Origin of the sequence: Mesorhizobium sp. M0174, assembly GCF_040322275.1 — a bacterium.
Lineage (GTDB): Bacteria > Pseudomonadota > Alphaproteobacteria > Rhizobiales > Rhizobiaceae > Mesorhizobium.
Genome location: NZ_JAMYTB010000024.1, coordinates 55,708 through 70,834, shown reverse-complemented (window position 1 = coordinate 70,834; position 15,127 = coordinate 55,708). Strand labels below are relative to the sequence as shown.

The window sequence follows — 15,127 nt, the reverse complement described above, 5'->3', positions numbered from 1 at the left end:
CCTCGAATGGCATCCCGAACCCCCCAGCGCAAAGCGCGCCAAACTGTTCGCGATGTCCTCGCACACCTGTTCGCGATGTCCCCGGTCCAAACAGGGGGGAGATCACGCTGTCCTACTGCGCCGACGGCTCCTCGGCGTCGCCCTCGTCGGCGAAGGGCGAGGCGCTCGGCACGCACTGCACCGACCAGCCGGCCGGCGTCGGTTGCTTCTGGTATTCGGTTATGGCGAAGGCGCACTGTTCGCGGGTGTCGAATGTGCTGGGCAGCACGACCATGCCGCCTTGCGGGCCGGCGATCACCAGATACCAGACTAACGCTACGCTCGGTGCCGCCATGAGTATTTCCTCGCTCTGCTTGTTTGGGAGTCGCACGATCCTAGCAACTCCGGCCCAGCGGCGAAAGCTGGGCCAAAGCGCGGCGTTAAGCCACGGCATCACAGCCGCGTGATGTCGGTCGTTTTCCGGCTGTGGTTCAGTTCACCGCAAAACAATAGAACAGGCCGTCGCCGCCGGTGCCCTTCAGCGCCTCCTGGCTGCAGCCACCGCGTGACGCATGCGAGGAATTCCACGATTTGGCGGCTGCCGAATCATCGAGGCCGGTACGATCGTGATGACCCATCATCGCCACACCTTCTGCTCCGCTCAGCGTCCAGTCGCCGCAGGTCTGGTCGGCTATTTTCGCGCCATCCGGCTTGGAGCCGGTCAAAACGTCGTGCCGGTTGGGCGTGTCGCCGCGGCCGTTGACCATTTGGCCCTTTTCGTCGAGTGCCGTCTGTTTGGTGATGGCGTTGGCATCGCTATGCAGGGAAGCGACATCATCGGCGATCTTGACGCCCTTGGCGTTGAACCACGGGCCTTTGCCGATACGGTCGCGTGCATCGGTATCGCTGGTCGAGAGATAAGCGCGCCATGTCTTGCCGGTAACGCCCGCGGCTTCGGCCAGTGAACTACAATGGGCGTCGGCGCCGGCCACACCGCCGAGATCGGCGCCTTTGCCGGAGCCGACGCTGGTGACGAAAAAGCTCATCGTTGCCTCCTGCGACGACGTGGCGCCGATAACTGCAAGCAGCGCGGTGGCAGTCAAGAGAAGCAGTCTCCGCATATGGTCCTCCGTTCCTCGAATTGTGGCACCCGAACAACGTTGGTGCCGGCGCAATTCTTCCGGCAAAATGCGATGTGTGGCTACTCCGGCTGCCGGTAGGCGACAAAGCGATTGTGCTTGGCCTGGAAGATCAGCCCGGTCTCCTTGAGCATAGGGCTGGCCAGCGGCACGATACGCTTGGCGATCTCCGAAGGGTGCGGCAGTGTTTCAGGATCCTCGCCGGGTACGGCCTGCGCCCGCATCGCGGTGCGCGTTGCCCCGGGATCGGCGGCATTGACCCTGAGCGGCAGGTTTTCGGTCTCATGCGCCCATGAACGCGTCATGGCCTCGACCGCCGCCTTCGACGCCGCATAAGGCGCCCAGAAGGCGCGTGCGGAGTGGGCAAGGCTGGAGCTCAGCACGATAGCACGGCCGGCATCTGAAAGCCTGAGCAGCGGGTCGACCGAGCGGATCAGCCGCCATGTTGCGGTGACGTTGATGGTCATCACCTTCTCGAAGGTCTTGGCCTCGACATGGCCGATCGGGGCGATGACGCCGAGCACAGCGGCGTTGGCGACCAGTATATCGAGCTTGCCCCAGCGCTCGTGGATGGCGCCGCCCAGCCGGTCGATCCCCGCCATGTCGGCAAGATCGAGCGGGACCAGCGTCGCCTGCCCGCCATCTGCCTTGATCTGGTCGTCGAGTTCTTCCAAGCCGCCGACGGTGCGAGCAACTGCAATCACATGCGCACCGGCCGCGGCAAGCTCCCTGGCGATGAAATAGCCGATACCGCGCGACGCGCCGGTGACGACCGCAACGCGGCCGGAGAGGTCAAGGCTCATACGATGGATTCCGACAGGCAAGGTGAAACCGCCGTAAGGGGCCAAGGGGACGGAGACAAACGGACCGGCAAGGCCTACGACCCACCTGCCGCCAACAGCGACAGCGTGCGCACATTGTCGGAGCCTTCGAAATCGGCAAGCCGGGTCGGATACTGACCGGTGAAGCAGGCGTCGCAGAATTGCGGCTGCTCGTTGTCGCGGCCGGCTTCGCCGACGGCGCGATAGAGCCCGTCTATCGACAGGAAGCCGAGCGAATCGACGCGGATGAACTCGGCCATCTCCTCCACCGACATGCGCGATGCCAGCAGCTTCGATTTCTCCGGCGTGTCGACGCCGTAAAAGCATGAGGCGCGCGTCGGCGGCGAGGCAATGCGCATATGCACTTCCTTCGCGCCGGCATCGCGCACCATCTGCACGATCTTCTGGCTGGTGGTGCCGCGCACGATCGAATCGTCCACCAGAACCACCCGCTTGCCTTCGATCATGCGGCGATTGGCGTTGTGCTTGAGCTTGACGCCCATGTGGCGGATCGAATCGCCGGGCTGAATGAAGGTACGGCCGACATAGTGGTTGCGGATGATGCCGAGCTCGAACGGAATGCCCGCGGCCTGTGAAAAGCCGATCGCCGCCGGCGTGCCCGAATCCGGCACCGGCACGACGATGTCCGCCTCGACCGGGCTTTCCAGCGCCAGCTCGGCGCCGATGCGCTTGCGCACTTCGTAGACATTGCGGCCTTCGACAGACGAATCCGGCCGCGCGAAATAGACATATTCGAAAATGCAGAAGCGGGTCTTCTGCGGCTCGAACGGGAACAGGCTTTCGATCCCCTTGCTGGTGACGACGACCATTTCGCCGGGCTTCAGGTCACGCACGAAACGCGCCCCGATGATATCGAGCGCACAGGTTTCCGAGGCGAGGATCCAGGCACCGTCAAGATCGCCGAGTACCAGCGGGCGGATGCCGAGCGGGTCGCGGCAGCCGATCATCTTCTTGGACGTCATCGCCACCAGCGAGAAGGCGCCTTCGACCTGGCGCACCGCATCGATAAAGCGCGAATTCAGGTCGCGCTCCTTGCTGGTGGCAACCAGATGCAAGAGCGTCTCGGTATCGGAGGTGGAAGAGAAGATGGCGCCTTGCTTCTGCAGCGCGCGCTGCACGGTCATGGCGTTGGTGAGATTGCCGTTGTGGGCGACGGCAAAGCCGCCATCGGCAAGTTCGGCGAAGAAAGGCTGGATGTTGCGCAGGCCGGAGCCGCCGGTGGTGGCATAGCGCGTGTGGCCGATGGCACGGTTGCCTTGCAGGCTGTCGATGACACGCTGCTTGGTGAAGGTGTCGCCGATCAGGCCGACATGGCGTTCGACATGGAATTGGGTGCCGTCGTAGGAAACGATGCCGGCCGCTTCCTGGCCTCGATGCTGCAACGCATGCAGGCCGAGGGTTACGATGGCTGCGGCGTCCTGCCGGCCGAAAATGCCGAACACGCCGCATTCGTCGTGGAAATGGTCGTCGGCTTCGGCGGAAAGCACGTCGTCTGCGTCTGCCATTGGGGGCTCAAGCTCCGCTAAAGTCGCCATATAAGGTCATAGCGCATCGAAAGCAACGCACGTCGTGCGGCGTTCACATGATCGTCAGTCTTGATGCCTCGCCAAGTCTGCAGATTGGCAAGTCTGTCGAAATCAGTTTGCCGGCGCCGGGTTTGCAGGTGCCGGCGTCGCGGGCGCATTGTCGGCCGGTGGCGCGTCGCTGTCATCGGGTGCCGGAGCGGTGGCGTCGTCGCCGGCGGCAGGTGCTTCCGCTGCAGGGGCGTCTGGGGCCAGAGGCGTCTCGGTGGCTGGCTGATTCGGATTGAGCTTGTTGAGGATAGCGTTTTCCGGATCCTCGGGCAGCAGGCTTTCGAGCTTGGCGCCGATCGATTCGAGCAGCGGCTTTGACTTGGCGTTGGCAATCCAGCCTGGGGCCTTGGCGCCGGCCAGCCAATTGAAGAAAAGCAGCGCAACAGCGACGACCAGGATGCCGCGCGCCGCGCCATAGAGGAAGCCAAGTGTACGATCGAGCGCGCCGATCCTGGAATCGATGATCCAGTCGGCGAGCTTCATGGTGATGACCGAAACGACGATCAGCGCGACAATGAAGACGATACCGGCGGCCGCGGCCATGGCGGCCTTTTCGTTGTCGATATAGGGCTGAATGTAAGGCAGCACCGGCTTGTAGAAGAAGAAGGCGGCCGCCGCGGCGGCTGCCCAGGAGATGATCGACAGGATCTCGCGCGAAAAGCCGCGAACCATGGCGAGCATCGCCGAGACCAGGGTGAAGCCGACGAGAATTCCGTCAAGCAGCGTAATCGGCATGTTTTCGCCCCACTCCGATCTCTTTTTCGCGGCTCGACGAGCCGCATCACTCTCGCTCGTCGACGCGGCTGCGCCGTGAGCCGGCTATGCGCGCCACGAGATCGGCAAGCTCGGTGGGCTGGAAAGCGCCGGCTCCGATCCCCCCGACCCCATTACCACCGACAAGTTCCTCGCTGCCCAAGGGCAGAACCGCGCTTCCGAAACCCAGCTTTTCGGCTTCCTTGAGGCGCTGCTGCGCATGTGCAACCGGCCTCACCGCACCCGAAAGGCTGATTTCGCCGAAATAGACGCAATCGGCGGGAAGGGCAAGACCGGTGAGCGAGGAAACCAGTGCCGCAGCCACCGCCAGGTCGGCCGCCGGCTCCGAAATGCGGTAGCCGCCGGCAACGTTGAGATAGACGTCGTGGGTGCCGAAGCGGACGCCGCAATGAGCTTCCAGAACCGCCAGGATCATCGACAGCCGGGCACCGTCCCAGCCGACGACGGCGCGGCGCGGCGTGCCGAGCGACGACGGTGCTACCAGCGCCTGGATCTCGACCAGCACCGGCCGTGTGCCTTCCATGCCCGCGAAAACCGCGGCGCCCGGCGACTTCGCGTGGCGTTCACCGAGGAAAAGCTCGGACGGGTTGGCGACTTCCCGCAAGCCCTTGTCCGACATTTCGAAGACGCCGATCTCGTCGGTTGGCCCGAATCGATTCTTGACCGTGCGCAGGATACGGAAGTGGTGGCCGCCTTCGCCCTCGAAATAGAGCACCGCGTCGACCATGTGCTCGACGACGCGTGGGCCGGCGATCTGGCCCTCCTTGGTGACATGGCCGACCAGAACGATCGCCGCCCCTGTGGATTTTGCGTAGCGGATCATCGCCTGGGCCGCGGCACGCACCTGGGTCACCGTGCCGGGCGCCGAATCAGCCATGTCGGTCCACAGCGTCTGGATCGAATCGAGAATGACCAGATCCGGCCGCTTGCCATCGGCGATGGTGGCGAGGATGTCCTCGACATTGGTTTCGGCGGCGAGCTCGACCGGGGTGTCGGCGACGCCGAGCCGCTGGGCGCGCAGCCTGATCTGGGCGACCGCCTCTTCACCCGAGACGTAGACGATGCGGTGGCCCTTTGCCGCCAGCGCGGCCGCGGCCTGGGTGAGCAGCGTCGACTTGCCGATGCCGGGATCGCCGCCGACCAGCAGCGCCGAGCCTCGCACGAAGCCGCCGCCCGTGGCGCGGTCGAGCTCGCCGATGCCGGAGACGATGCGCGGCGCGTCCTCGATGTCGCCGGACAAGGTGGTGAGCACTACGGCGCGACCCTTGCGCGCGTTACGGCTATTGGCCGGACCCGAGCCGATGCCGCCGGACGTACCTTCCTCGACCAGCGTGTTCCACTCGCCGCACGCATCGCATTTGCCGGCCCAGCGCTGATGCACCGAACCACAATTCTGGCAGATGAACTGGACGCGCGATTTGGCCATCAGGCGTGGCCCGGTTCGGGTGTGGCAGGTGCCAGCGCAGGATAGGGAGGCGGGACAGCGCCCCCCTCTGTCCTGCCGGACATCTCCCCCACGAGGGGGGAGATCGGACTGAACGTAGGATTTCGCCAATTTTCCGCGTCGCAAAAAAGAGTGGCGTCGCGAGCGACGGCCAATCTCCCCCCATGTGGGGATGTCCGGCAGGACAGAGGGGGGCGCCGTAGAGCGCCGACCGCATTTTCGGGGCGTGGTTTAGCGAGCTGGTTCAAATTCAGTGCTTCTTGGCGAGAGCGCGAACTTCGGCAAGCGCCTCCTCGAGCAATTCCGGATTGGGTGGCAGCATCTGCGAGTTGTAGATGGAAATCATGCCCTGTGTCTGGGTGGCAAACTCCGGCTCCGCTTTCCGCGCTTCCTCAGTGATCGCATCCACGTAAAACAGGAAATTCTGCCCGGCCAGAACAGGCACACCGCATCCACCCATGATCAGAGTGGTCGTGGAGACCACGCCATTCGGTTCCGGTTTGCCCTTGAACACCTCGGCAATCTCGTATCGTACGTTAACCAGTATTCGGCCATCACCCTCATCAGGCGGAACAGTTCCAAGTTTGATTGGGCTAAGCTCAGTTTCAGTAACCATGCCTCGGAATACCAGGGAGGCCTCCGCAAACGCTCGCTGCGGCGTCCAATCTGGAGGCATGGAACAAGCAGAGGCGGTTGCGAGGGCGGCAACCGCGCCAATGAGCGCAAAAGCAAGAACGGCGGCGCATCTGAAGTGGTTACCCATGCTACTCAAACCGATCCGGCAAATGATGCTCCTCGGCAAGGTCGGAGAAGCGGGTGAACTCGCCCTGGAAGGCGAGGCTGACCGACCCCGTTGGGCCGTGGCGCTGCTTGGCGACGATGACTTCGGCCTTGCCGCGCATTTCGTTCATCTCGTGTTCCCATTTGATGTATTCGTCGGTGCCCGGCTTCGGCTCGCGGTTCTTCAGGTAGTATTCCTCGCGGTAGACGAACAGCACCACGTCGGCGTCCTGCTCGATCGAACCGGATTCGCGCAGATCCGAAAGCTGCGGGCGCTTGTCGTCGCGGCTCTCGACCTGGCGCGACAGCTGCGACAGCGCAATGATCGGCACCGCCAGCTCCTTGGCCAGCGCCTTGAGCCCGGTGGTGATCTCGGTGATCTCCTGGACGCGGTTTTGCGATGATTTCGCGCTCGATCCCTGCATCAGCTGGATATAGTCGATGACGATGACGTCGAGGCCGCGCTGGCGCTTCAGGCGGCGCGCACGGGCAGACAGCTGAGCAATGGAAATGCCGCCGGTCTGATCGATGAACAGCGGGATTTTCTGCATCGTCTGCGAGCACGCGACGAGCTTTTCGAAATCCATCTCGCTGATCTCGCCGCGCCGGATTTTCGACGACGGGATTTCGGTCTGTTCGGAAATGATGCGGGTGGCCAGCTGTTCGGACGACATTTCGAGCGAAAAGAAGCCGACGACGCCGCCGTTGGCCGCCTTGAACGAGCCGTCGGCCTGCTGTGCGGGGACATAGGCCTCTGCGATGTTAAAAGCGATATTGGTGGCGAGCGAGGTCTTGCCCATGCCGGGGCGCCCCGCAATGATGATCAGGTCGGACGACTGGAGGCCGCCCATGCGGCGGTCGAGGTCGCGCAAGCCGGTGGCGACGCCCGACAGATGCCCGTCGCGCATATAGGCGGCATTGGCCATGTCGACGGCGGTCTTGACGGCGTCGGTGAAGCTCTCGAAGCCGCCATCATAGCGGCCGGTCTCGGCCAACTCGAACAGGCGCCGCTCGGCATCCTCGATTTGGTCGGAGGGCGACATGTCGACCGGCGCGTCATAGGCGATGTTGACCATGTCCTCGCCGACCGTGATCAGCGCGCGCCGCGTGGCCAGATCGTAAATGGCGCGGCCATAGTCGGTGGCGTTGACGACCGTGACGGCCTCGACCGCCAACCGCACGACATATTGCGCCACCGTCATGTCGCCGACCTTCTCATCGGCCGGGAGGAAGGTCTTCAGCGTGATTGGCGTCGCGACCTTGCCCATGCGGATGAGCTCGGCCGCGACCTCGAAGATCTTTCTATGCAGCGGCTCGTAGAAATGGCCGGGCTTCAGGAAGTCTGAGACGCGGTAGAAGGCATCATTGTTGACCAGTATGGCGCCGAGCAGCGCCTGCTCGGCCTCGATGTTATTCGGCGCCTCGCGATAGAGCGGTGTTTCCGCCACGCCGAATTTTCGTGCTGCCTCTGCCATGATGTCCCCGGTCCTGATCCCCGGTCTCTCGATATCAGAACGAGACAAGTCGGTGATGACTTATCTGCATCAGTCCCCAACCAACCAACTTTGATGCCCGCGATTCACAGCCAGGTTCTTTCGGTGGAAAGAATCTCAATTGACTCGAATCAAGATGGCGAGCCTAGCCGTTCTTGGGCGAGAACAAAACAGGAAAATAGCTGCCGGTCATTCCGGCAAGGCATCACCCCAGTCCAGTCGCCGCGCGGCCTTGAACGCCCCTCCATCGCGCTTGGTGAACAGTCGCTCGGCAGCACTCCCATCCTGTTGGCAAAGCTTCAGCAAGACCTTGCCGGAGCCCGAATTCGGCGGTGCGATCACTCGCGCTTGAGGCGGAGCGGTCGGATGGCGGGAAGCCGCGACAAAGATGAATTTCTCGTCCTCCCACGGCACCTCGGCATCCTTGGCCAGACGGTGCAGGCGCGAGCGGGCGACGCGGCGGGCGAAATGGCACCAGTCGGGAGCGACGAGCGGGCAGGGCGCCTCATGCGGGCAGGGCGCAAGCACGTGCGCCTCCGTCTCGATCAGCTGCCGCCGCACGGCAAGAATACGCTGCCAGCCGGCCGGCGTGCCCGGCTCGACGACCAGCAGCGTGTCGGCGGTCAGCTGCCAGAGCCGGTCGACGAGTTTTGCCAGCGATGCCGGCGCGATCTCATCCAGCACATAGGCTGAAGTCACCAGCTCGGCCGGCTCCAGATCGACCAGGTCGACGGTGACGTCGCCGGTCCGCCAGGCGGTCCTGGCCGTGATCGCATCCGCGGCAAGCGCTTCGCCGACCCTTCGCACGGCGGCGCCGGCCTCGAGCAGCACCGCCTGTTGGAGATCCGGCCAGAGATTCGTTGTGGCCCAAAGCACCGTGCCAGGGCCGGCGCCGACATCGAGCAGGGTTCTCGGAGCATAATCGGGCCGCGCCTCGCTTACCGCCTCGAGGCTGGCGCGGACGGCAGCATAGGTCGCCGGCAGCCGCGTTGCCAGATAGGCCTTCACCGCAATGTCTTCGGCCATGTGCAGGCGACCGTCGCGCAACTCTGCGCGGTAGCGGTCTGACAGGGTCTTTGCCGCTTGCTTAAGCATCGGCAACGGCACCTGTTCGAGAAGGCGGTCGACGCCTTGTCTAAGCGGGACGGGCAGTTCCATCGCTTAGGCAGTCCGAGGTGAGAGCAGAATGACCGAGGCGCTAACGATGCAGATCGCGGCACCGGCAAGGTCCCAGCGGTCGGGGTGCACGCCTTCCGCCAGCCACAGCCAGGCCAGCGAGGCGGCAATGTAGATGCCGCCATAGGCGGCGTAGGCCCGGCCCGCCGCGCTGGTGTCGACCAGCGCCAGCAGCCACGCGAATAGCACCAGCGAGACGAGACCGGGCGCCAACCACAGCGGCGATTTTTCCAGCCGCCACCATGCCCAGAACGAAAAGCAGCCGGCGATCTCGGCAAGTGCGGCAGCGACGTAGAGGAGGTAGGTCATAAAAAAGGTCCCGCGTTGACGGGTGCCTTTTCAGCGTGCCAGCCGGCAATGGCAAGCGGCAATGGGACGATCGCCGGCCGCCTACTCCGGATCCGCCACTTTGCGGCGGCGAGCGGGCTTGGCCGCCGGAGCCTTTTCACGACGTCCAAGATCGCGCATCTCCAGCGCCTTCTCACAGTTGGCCATGTAGTCGCGCGTCATCGGCAGCGTGTCGTTCTTCTTGGCAATCTGGATCTGGAAAATCACCAGATCCTGCCAGCGGAAGGCAGCTTCCGAGGCGGCAAGATAGAACTCCCACATACGGCAGAAGCGCTCGTCATAAATCGCCTTGGCCTTGTCGCGGTTGGCGGCGAAGCGTTCGCCCCAATGCTTCAGCGTCTCGGCATAATGCAGCCGCAGAACCTCGATGTCGGTGACGACGAGCCCCGATTTTTCGATGGCCGGCATCACTTCGGAGAGCGACGGAATATAGCCGCCCGGGAAGATGTATTTGCGGATGAAGGCGCTGGTCGCCCACGGCACGCCGGAGCGGCCGATCGTATGCAGCAGCATGACGCCGTCCGGCTTCAGCAGCGTCGCCGACTTGTCGAAGAAGGTGCGGAAATGATTGACGCCGACATGCTCGAACATGCCGACCGAGACGATGCGATCGAAACGTTCATTGAGTTCGCGATAGTCCTTGATGTCGAAATGAACCCGGTTTTGCAGGCCTTGCGCATGGGCGCGGTCGGTGGCGACGCCGTGCTGCTCGGTCGACAGCGTCACGCCCTGTACGTCGACGTCGAACGCCTTGGCGAGATAAAGCCCAAGCCCACCCCAGCCGGAGCCGATATCGAGCACCGTCTGGCCGGCCCTCAGCCTGAGCTTGGCGGCAATATGGCGCTTCTTGGCCGCTTGTGCCTCGTCGAGGGTCATATCCGGCTGCTCGAAATAAGCGCAGGAATATTGCATGTCCTCATCGAGGAAGAGGCGGTAGAGGTCGCCCGACAGATCGTAATGGCGCTGCACGTTGCGGCGCGCCCGCGACGCCGTGTTGATCTGCTGCAGGCGCCGGAAGGCGTGGCGCAGACCTTCGATCGCTTTCGACCAGGTGGCATCGATACCGCCGCTGCCCATGTTCTGGAACGCAATGCGCATCAACCCCAGCACGCCGCCCTCGAGAATGTCGAGTTCACCGTCCATGTAGGCTTCCGGCACCGCCAGCATCGGATCGAAAGTGATGGCGCGCTCGGCATGCCTTGTCTTGATATGCATGTGCACCGGCTCGCCGCTGCCGTCACCGAAAGTCACCATCGAGCCTTGCGGCCCTGTCACCTTGAGATTGCCTGTGCGGACCAGGCGGTCGAGAATGCGTTTCAGCAGAATATTCATGACCAAATGTCCCCTCTCGGTCAGACAGGCTGTCTTATTCTGCATCAAGATATAGGGGTTCGAAAAGTTCCATTTGGCATAAAAATGCCCGGGTACGAGGCCCGGGCATTGGTCCAGAATAGCGATTAGCCGGCGAATGCCGACGAATGAGGATCAGCCGTTGTCTTCGCCGCCCTCGAACTCCGCATTCGGATCGAAGAAGTTTTCCGGCCGCGCATTATCGTTGATGTCCTCGCCGTAGATGGCTTCGGCGGTGGTCAGCGTTTCGCCCTTGGCCTGGCGCTCGGCTTCGTCGGCCGTGCGGGCAATGTTGAGCGTGATGGTAACCTCGACCTCCGGATGCAGCGCGATCGCCACATTGGTGACGCCAATGGTCTTGATCGGCTGATTGAGCAGGATCTGGTTGCGGTTGACCGAAAAACCTTCCGCCGTCACCAGCTCGGCGATGTCGCGTGTCGAGACCGAACCATAAAGCTGACCGGTCTCGCCGGCCGAGCGCACGGCGATGAAGCTCTTGCCGTCGAGCTTTTCTGCAATCTGCGCGGCCTCGGACTTGCGCTCCAGGTTGCGGGCTTCCAGTTGCGCCCGCTGTCCCTCGAACTTCTTCTTGTTAGCTTCGTTGGCGCGCAGCGCCTTGCCCTGCGGCAACAGGAAATTGCGGGCGAATCCGTCCTTGACCTTGACAGTGTCGCCCATCTGGCCGAGGCGGGAAACGCGTTCGAGAAGAATGACTTCCATGGTTTTGTTCCTTCGCTTGGGCGCTATCCTCAGGATCGGCGCCGAGTTCTCTGGAACAGGTCAGGAAGCTGGGGCGTCGCCGCCTGTGTCGCTGTCCTGCCTGTCGCGGCAGTTAGGATCTCTTGTCGAAATCCAACCCGGGATTTGGTGTTCGATCCGGCTACGCCCGTCGTGGCCGGTGACAAAAAGCGGGCGGCGAACCGCCCGCGTAGATTTAGCGGACCACGTAGGGCAGCAGGCCGAGGAAGCGGGCACGCTTGATCGCCTTGGCGAGTTCGCGCTGCTTCTTCTGGCTGACGGCGGTGATGCGCGATGGCACGATCTTGCCGCGCTCGGAGATGTAGCGCTGCAGAAGCCGCACGTCCTTGTAGTCGATCTTCGGCGCGTTGGCGCCAGAGAACGGGCAAGTCTTGCGGCGGCGGTGGAAGGGGCGCCGGGTTGGGATCTGATTGATGTCGACCATTATTCTGCGGCTCCTTCAAAGCCTTCGCGCGGACGGCGCGGGCCACGATCGGCACCGCCATCGCCGAAGCTGCGCGGCGGACGATCACCACGGTCACCGCGATCGCGGTCGCCGAATGAGCGCGGGCCACGGTCGCGGTCGCCGAAGCCGCCGCGTTCCGAGCGCTCTTCGCGCTTCTGCATCATTGCCGACGGACCTTCCTCATGCGCATCGACCTTGATGGTCAGGAAACGCAGTACGTCCTCGGACAGACCCATCTGGCGCTCCATTTCGTTGAGCGCGGCCGGGGGGCAGGTGATGTCCATGAGTGTATAATATGCCTTCCGGTTCTTGTTGACCCGGTAGGTGAGGGACTTCAGTCCCCAGTTCTCGACCCGGCCGACGGACCCGCCATTCGCGGTGATGACGCCCTTGTACTGTTCGACAAGCGCATCGACCTGCTGCTGCGAGAGGTCCTGCCGAGCAAGAAACACATGTTCGTATAGAGCCATAGTGTTCGTGCCTTTCTTCGTTTTCTCTCCCGGTTCCCGGCGGCAAAAGCCTCTGCAACTTCTCTGACCCGCAATCCTTGCGAAGGCGGGGAAGAAAGGAGCATGACGAGACGGTCGAGAGCGGAGACACGGGAGGCGGAAGCGCTTCTGGCTTCACGCGAAGGTTTCGAAAAACCTCCGGCCCTCCGTTCAGCCCCCAGCAAGGACCGGCAGATTGCGGGCGTCTATACAGGAATTTGGCTGCAAGGCAAGGGCAAACGGCCGACGTGTCGTAAGCAGATGAGTTGCACGCAAGTTGTCCGATTTTATTCGGCTGCTGGCCTCATTCGCAAGGTCTTACGGATTCCCTGCCCGGACCCAAGAATGTTTTCCCGCATTTCGCCTGACAAAACAAACCGGATGCCCTGTTCGTATAATCGCGGGAGACGATCGAGGTAACGCCAACAAATCGAACAGCTCTACGCAGTCGGCAATCAGCTACAACAATTCCCATCTCTCGACGACACGATCGGAGTTCGCGCATCACGCTGCAACTTCAGCTGCCTCAGCTCGTGTGCGCAGCCACTTTGCCTGTGGTTTCGGGGAAGAAATCGGGCGCCGCATGGCGCTTGCCGAACATCATGTCGTATTGCAGCAGACGGAAGTCGCGGATTGCCGGGTCGATCTCTTTCTGACGCGACCAATCGGGGGTGGCCTCGCCCCCCGGTGCCAACAGCAAATTGCGGTCGATGACGCGGTAGCGCTCTCGCAGCTGGCCGAGGAAGCCGGTGTAATAGGGATGGCTGATGCCGGCCGTTTTCAGGATATGATAGGGCAGGAAGGCCGGGCTGACGGCGCCCAGATCCTCGGCCGGGCCGCTGCGGTTCGACCAGACGATCAATGGCGTCTGGTGGTGCTGCAGCATCTGGTCGGCCGCCTCCTTGCGCGGCGCGACATTGTCCTTCAGGAAACCGGTCTCGACGTAGACCGGCCCAAGCGGCGGCAGGTGATCGCCGAAGAATGCGATGACGGTCGGCCGCTCGCGTTTCTTCGCCCATTCGATCAGCCGCTCGAGGCCGCGGTCCGCATCGGAAGAGCCTTCGGCGTAGCTCAACAGCGATTCACGTGCCCATTGGCTGATCGGCGCCTGCACCTTGTGGGTCGGATTGTTATAGCGATACGGCTCATACGGCCCGTGGTTCTGCAGGCTGACGGCGAAAAAGAAGACCGGCTCGGCGCTGGTATCGGCTTCGCGGATGATCTCGTCGGTCATCGCTGCGTCCGACGCGAGCGGTCCGCGCTTCTGCATGGGCGGCAACGTCTCCTCGGACTTGAAGTCGTTGAAGCCGAAATCGGCATAGACGGCCCCCCGGTTCCAGAACCAGTTGGTGCCGGGATGGATGGCGCGTGCCCGGTAGCCCTGACTTTTCAGGAAGGTCGCCAGCGAGGGAGTCGGTGTCCGCACATATTGCTGGTAGGGAATGCTGCCCGCCGGCAGGAAGGCGTTGGAAAAGCCGGTCAGGGCCTCGAACTCGATGTTGGCCGTCATGCCGCCGAACTCGGGCGAGAACATGTAGCCCGTGCGCAGTGCCCGCACATTGGGGATAGGGTCGGGTGTGATGGTGACGCCGGGCAGCTTGGTCGGATCCCAGAAGGATTCGCTCATCACGACGATGATGTCGGGCTTCTCGGCGGGTACCGAGGCGATCACCTGCGGTTTGCCGATCGCTTCGATCGCCTTGTCGGAATAGCCGGGCGGCGCCGAGACATGCGCCATCGGGACGTTCAGCGCGAAGGCGAGCGCAAAACCGTTCGAGGCATAGTTTTCCTTCTGGTCCCACATAATCGGGATGATCTGTAGCCGGTCGCGCGTCCACGAGAAAGTGGCATAGTCCATGATGGAGACGAAGAAAGCGATCAGCGGCACCGTCAGCGTCAGCCGGGCAAGGCGGCCCTTGTGGCTGAGCGCCGGAACGCGGCGGCGCCATAACCGCGAGCCATAGACGAGCAGCGACAGCCCGCCGACGATGCCGATCGCCAGGGCAATGGCGGTTCCCGGGCGATCGCGGACCAGGAGCGGCATCAGTGCCACGATCTGCCGGGAATAGAGGAAATCGGTCGGATAGAGCGGATCGCCGAGATAGAGCGACTTCTGGTGGCCGACGAACGCCAGCGACAATGTCAGCGGCGCGACGATCATCAGGCTCTGATGGCTGCGGCCGAGCACGGCGTCGAGGCCGATGAGGATCAGCGCAAAAATGACAATCGTGGTCCAGCCGGGTTTGAAAGGCTGCAGAAAGAAATCAATGGTGCCGGCAAAGTTGCCGCGCACGATCAGTTCGATGGCAAACACCAGGATGGCCGCAGCCAGAAAGCTGATAAGGCCATAGCGGATGACAGGCCATCTGCGCGCCGGCAGATAGCCAGTCGACGGATCGCCTTCAAGAAACTGTGGCGCCGCCTCGGCTGCGCTCTGCTTGGTCTTTGCCACTTCAATAGTTCCCCGGCCCGCAACAAAGGCGTCACTCGATTGTCATCGAACTGTCACGCAAAGCCTAGCGCCTGCGGCGGAAAT

General features: G+C 63.0%; 15 protein-coding genes. All 15 read right to left on the bottom strand.

The features are described 5' to 3' along the window. Window positions 1-112: 112 nt before the first annotated feature. A complete protein-coding gene (locus tag NKJ13_RS27570; protein WP_254820234.1) occupies window positions 113-334 on the bottom strand; it encodes a hypothetical protein in 222 nt (73 codons plus the stop codon). 136 nt (window positions 335-470) lie between these two features. Beyond that, window positions 471-1,100: a hypothetical protein gene (locus NKJ13_RS27565; protein ID WP_352507943.1), complete on the bottom strand. Its 630-nt coding sequence runs from the start codon at window positions 1,098-1,100 to the stop codon at window positions 471-473. An 80-nt stretch (window positions 1,101-1,180) separates the two neighbouring features. Next, a complete protein-coding gene (locus NKJ13_RS27560) occupies window positions 1,181-1,921 on the bottom strand; it encodes an SDR family NAD(P)-dependent oxidoreductase (RefSeq protein WP_352507942.1) in 741 nt (246 codons plus the stop codon). A gap of 74 nt (window positions 1,922-1,995) precedes the next feature. Next, window positions 1,996-3,465, bottom strand: a complete 1,470-nt coding sequence (gene purF, locus NKJ13_RS27555) for an amidophosphoribosyltransferase (RefSeq protein ID WP_352479226.1) — start codon at window positions 3,463-3,465, stop codon at window positions 1,996-1,998. A gap of 132 nt (window positions 3,466-3,597) precedes the next feature. Continuing rightward, window positions 3,598-4,269, bottom strand: a complete 672-nt coding sequence (locus NKJ13_RS27550) for a CvpA family protein (protein ID WP_254820238.1) — start codon at window positions 4,267-4,269, stop codon at window positions 3,598-3,600. A 46-nt stretch (window positions 4,270-4,315) separates the two neighbouring features. Next, window positions 4,316-5,734 carry a DNA repair protein RadA gene (gene radA, locus NKJ13_RS27545; RefSeq protein ID WP_352705357.1) on the bottom strand — a complete coding sequence of 473 codons (1,419 nt, stop codon included), beginning with the start codon at window positions 5,732-5,734 and terminating at the stop codon, window positions 4,316-4,318. A gap of 268 nt (window positions 5,735-6,002) precedes the next feature. Then, window positions 6,003-6,515 (bottom strand): hypothetical protein, encoded by a 513-nt coding sequence (locus NKJ13_RS27540; RefSeq protein ID WP_352739691.1) that lies wholly within the window; start codon window positions 6,513-6,515, stop codon window positions 6,003-6,005. Between the two features lies 1 nt (window position 6,516). Further along, window positions 6,517-8,007: a replicative DNA helicase gene (locus NKJ13_RS27535; RefSeq protein ID WP_352739689.1), complete on the bottom strand. Its 1,491-nt coding sequence runs from the start codon at window positions 8,005-8,007 to the stop codon at window positions 6,517-6,519. A 207-nt stretch (window positions 8,008-8,214) separates the two neighbouring features. Continuing rightward, window positions 8,215-9,183, bottom strand: a complete 969-nt coding sequence (locus NKJ13_RS27530) for a small ribosomal subunit Rsm22 family protein (RefSeq protein ID WP_352739687.1) — start codon at window positions 9,181-9,183, stop codon at window positions 8,215-8,217. A gap of 3 nt (window positions 9,184-9,186) precedes the next feature. Beyond that, window positions 9,187-9,510 (bottom strand): YnfA family protein, encoded by a 324-nt coding sequence (locus NKJ13_RS27525; RefSeq protein WP_352739685.1) that lies wholly within the window; start codon window positions 9,508-9,510, stop codon window positions 9,187-9,189. A gap of 81 nt (window positions 9,511-9,591) precedes the next feature. Continuing rightward, complete coding sequence (locus NKJ13_RS27520) at window positions 9,592-10,881, bottom strand: cyclopropane fatty acid synthase (protein WP_352739683.1); 1,290 nt, start codon at window positions 10,879-10,881, stop codon at window positions 9,592-9,594. 153 nt (window positions 10,882-11,034) lie between these two features. Next, a complete protein-coding gene (gene rplI / locus NKJ13_RS27515; RefSeq protein ID WP_254820243.1) occupies window positions 11,035-11,619 on the bottom strand; it encodes a 50S ribosomal protein L9 in 585 nt (194 codons plus the stop codon). 214 nt (window positions 11,620-11,833) lie between these two features. Then, the gene (rpsR, locus tag NKJ13_RS27510; RefSeq protein WP_006203718.1) at window positions 11,834-12,082 is read right to left on the bottom strand and encodes a 30S ribosomal protein S18; all 249 of its coding nucleotides are present in this window, start codon (window positions 12,080-12,082) and stop codon (window positions 11,834-11,836) included. Beyond that, a complete protein-coding gene (rpsF, locus tag NKJ13_RS27505) occupies window positions 12,082-12,573 on the bottom strand; it encodes a 30S ribosomal protein S6 (RefSeq protein ID WP_254820244.1) in 492 nt (163 codons plus the stop codon). Before rpsF ends, rpsR begins: the two co-directional genes overlap by 1 nt. A 544-nt stretch (window positions 12,574-13,117) precedes the next feature. Beyond that, window positions 13,118-15,043 (bottom strand): LTA synthase family protein, encoded by a 1,926-nt coding sequence (locus NKJ13_RS27500; protein WP_352778867.1) that lies wholly within the window; start codon window positions 15,041-15,043, stop codon window positions 13,118-13,120. Window positions 15,044-15,127: the final 84 nt, after the last annotated feature.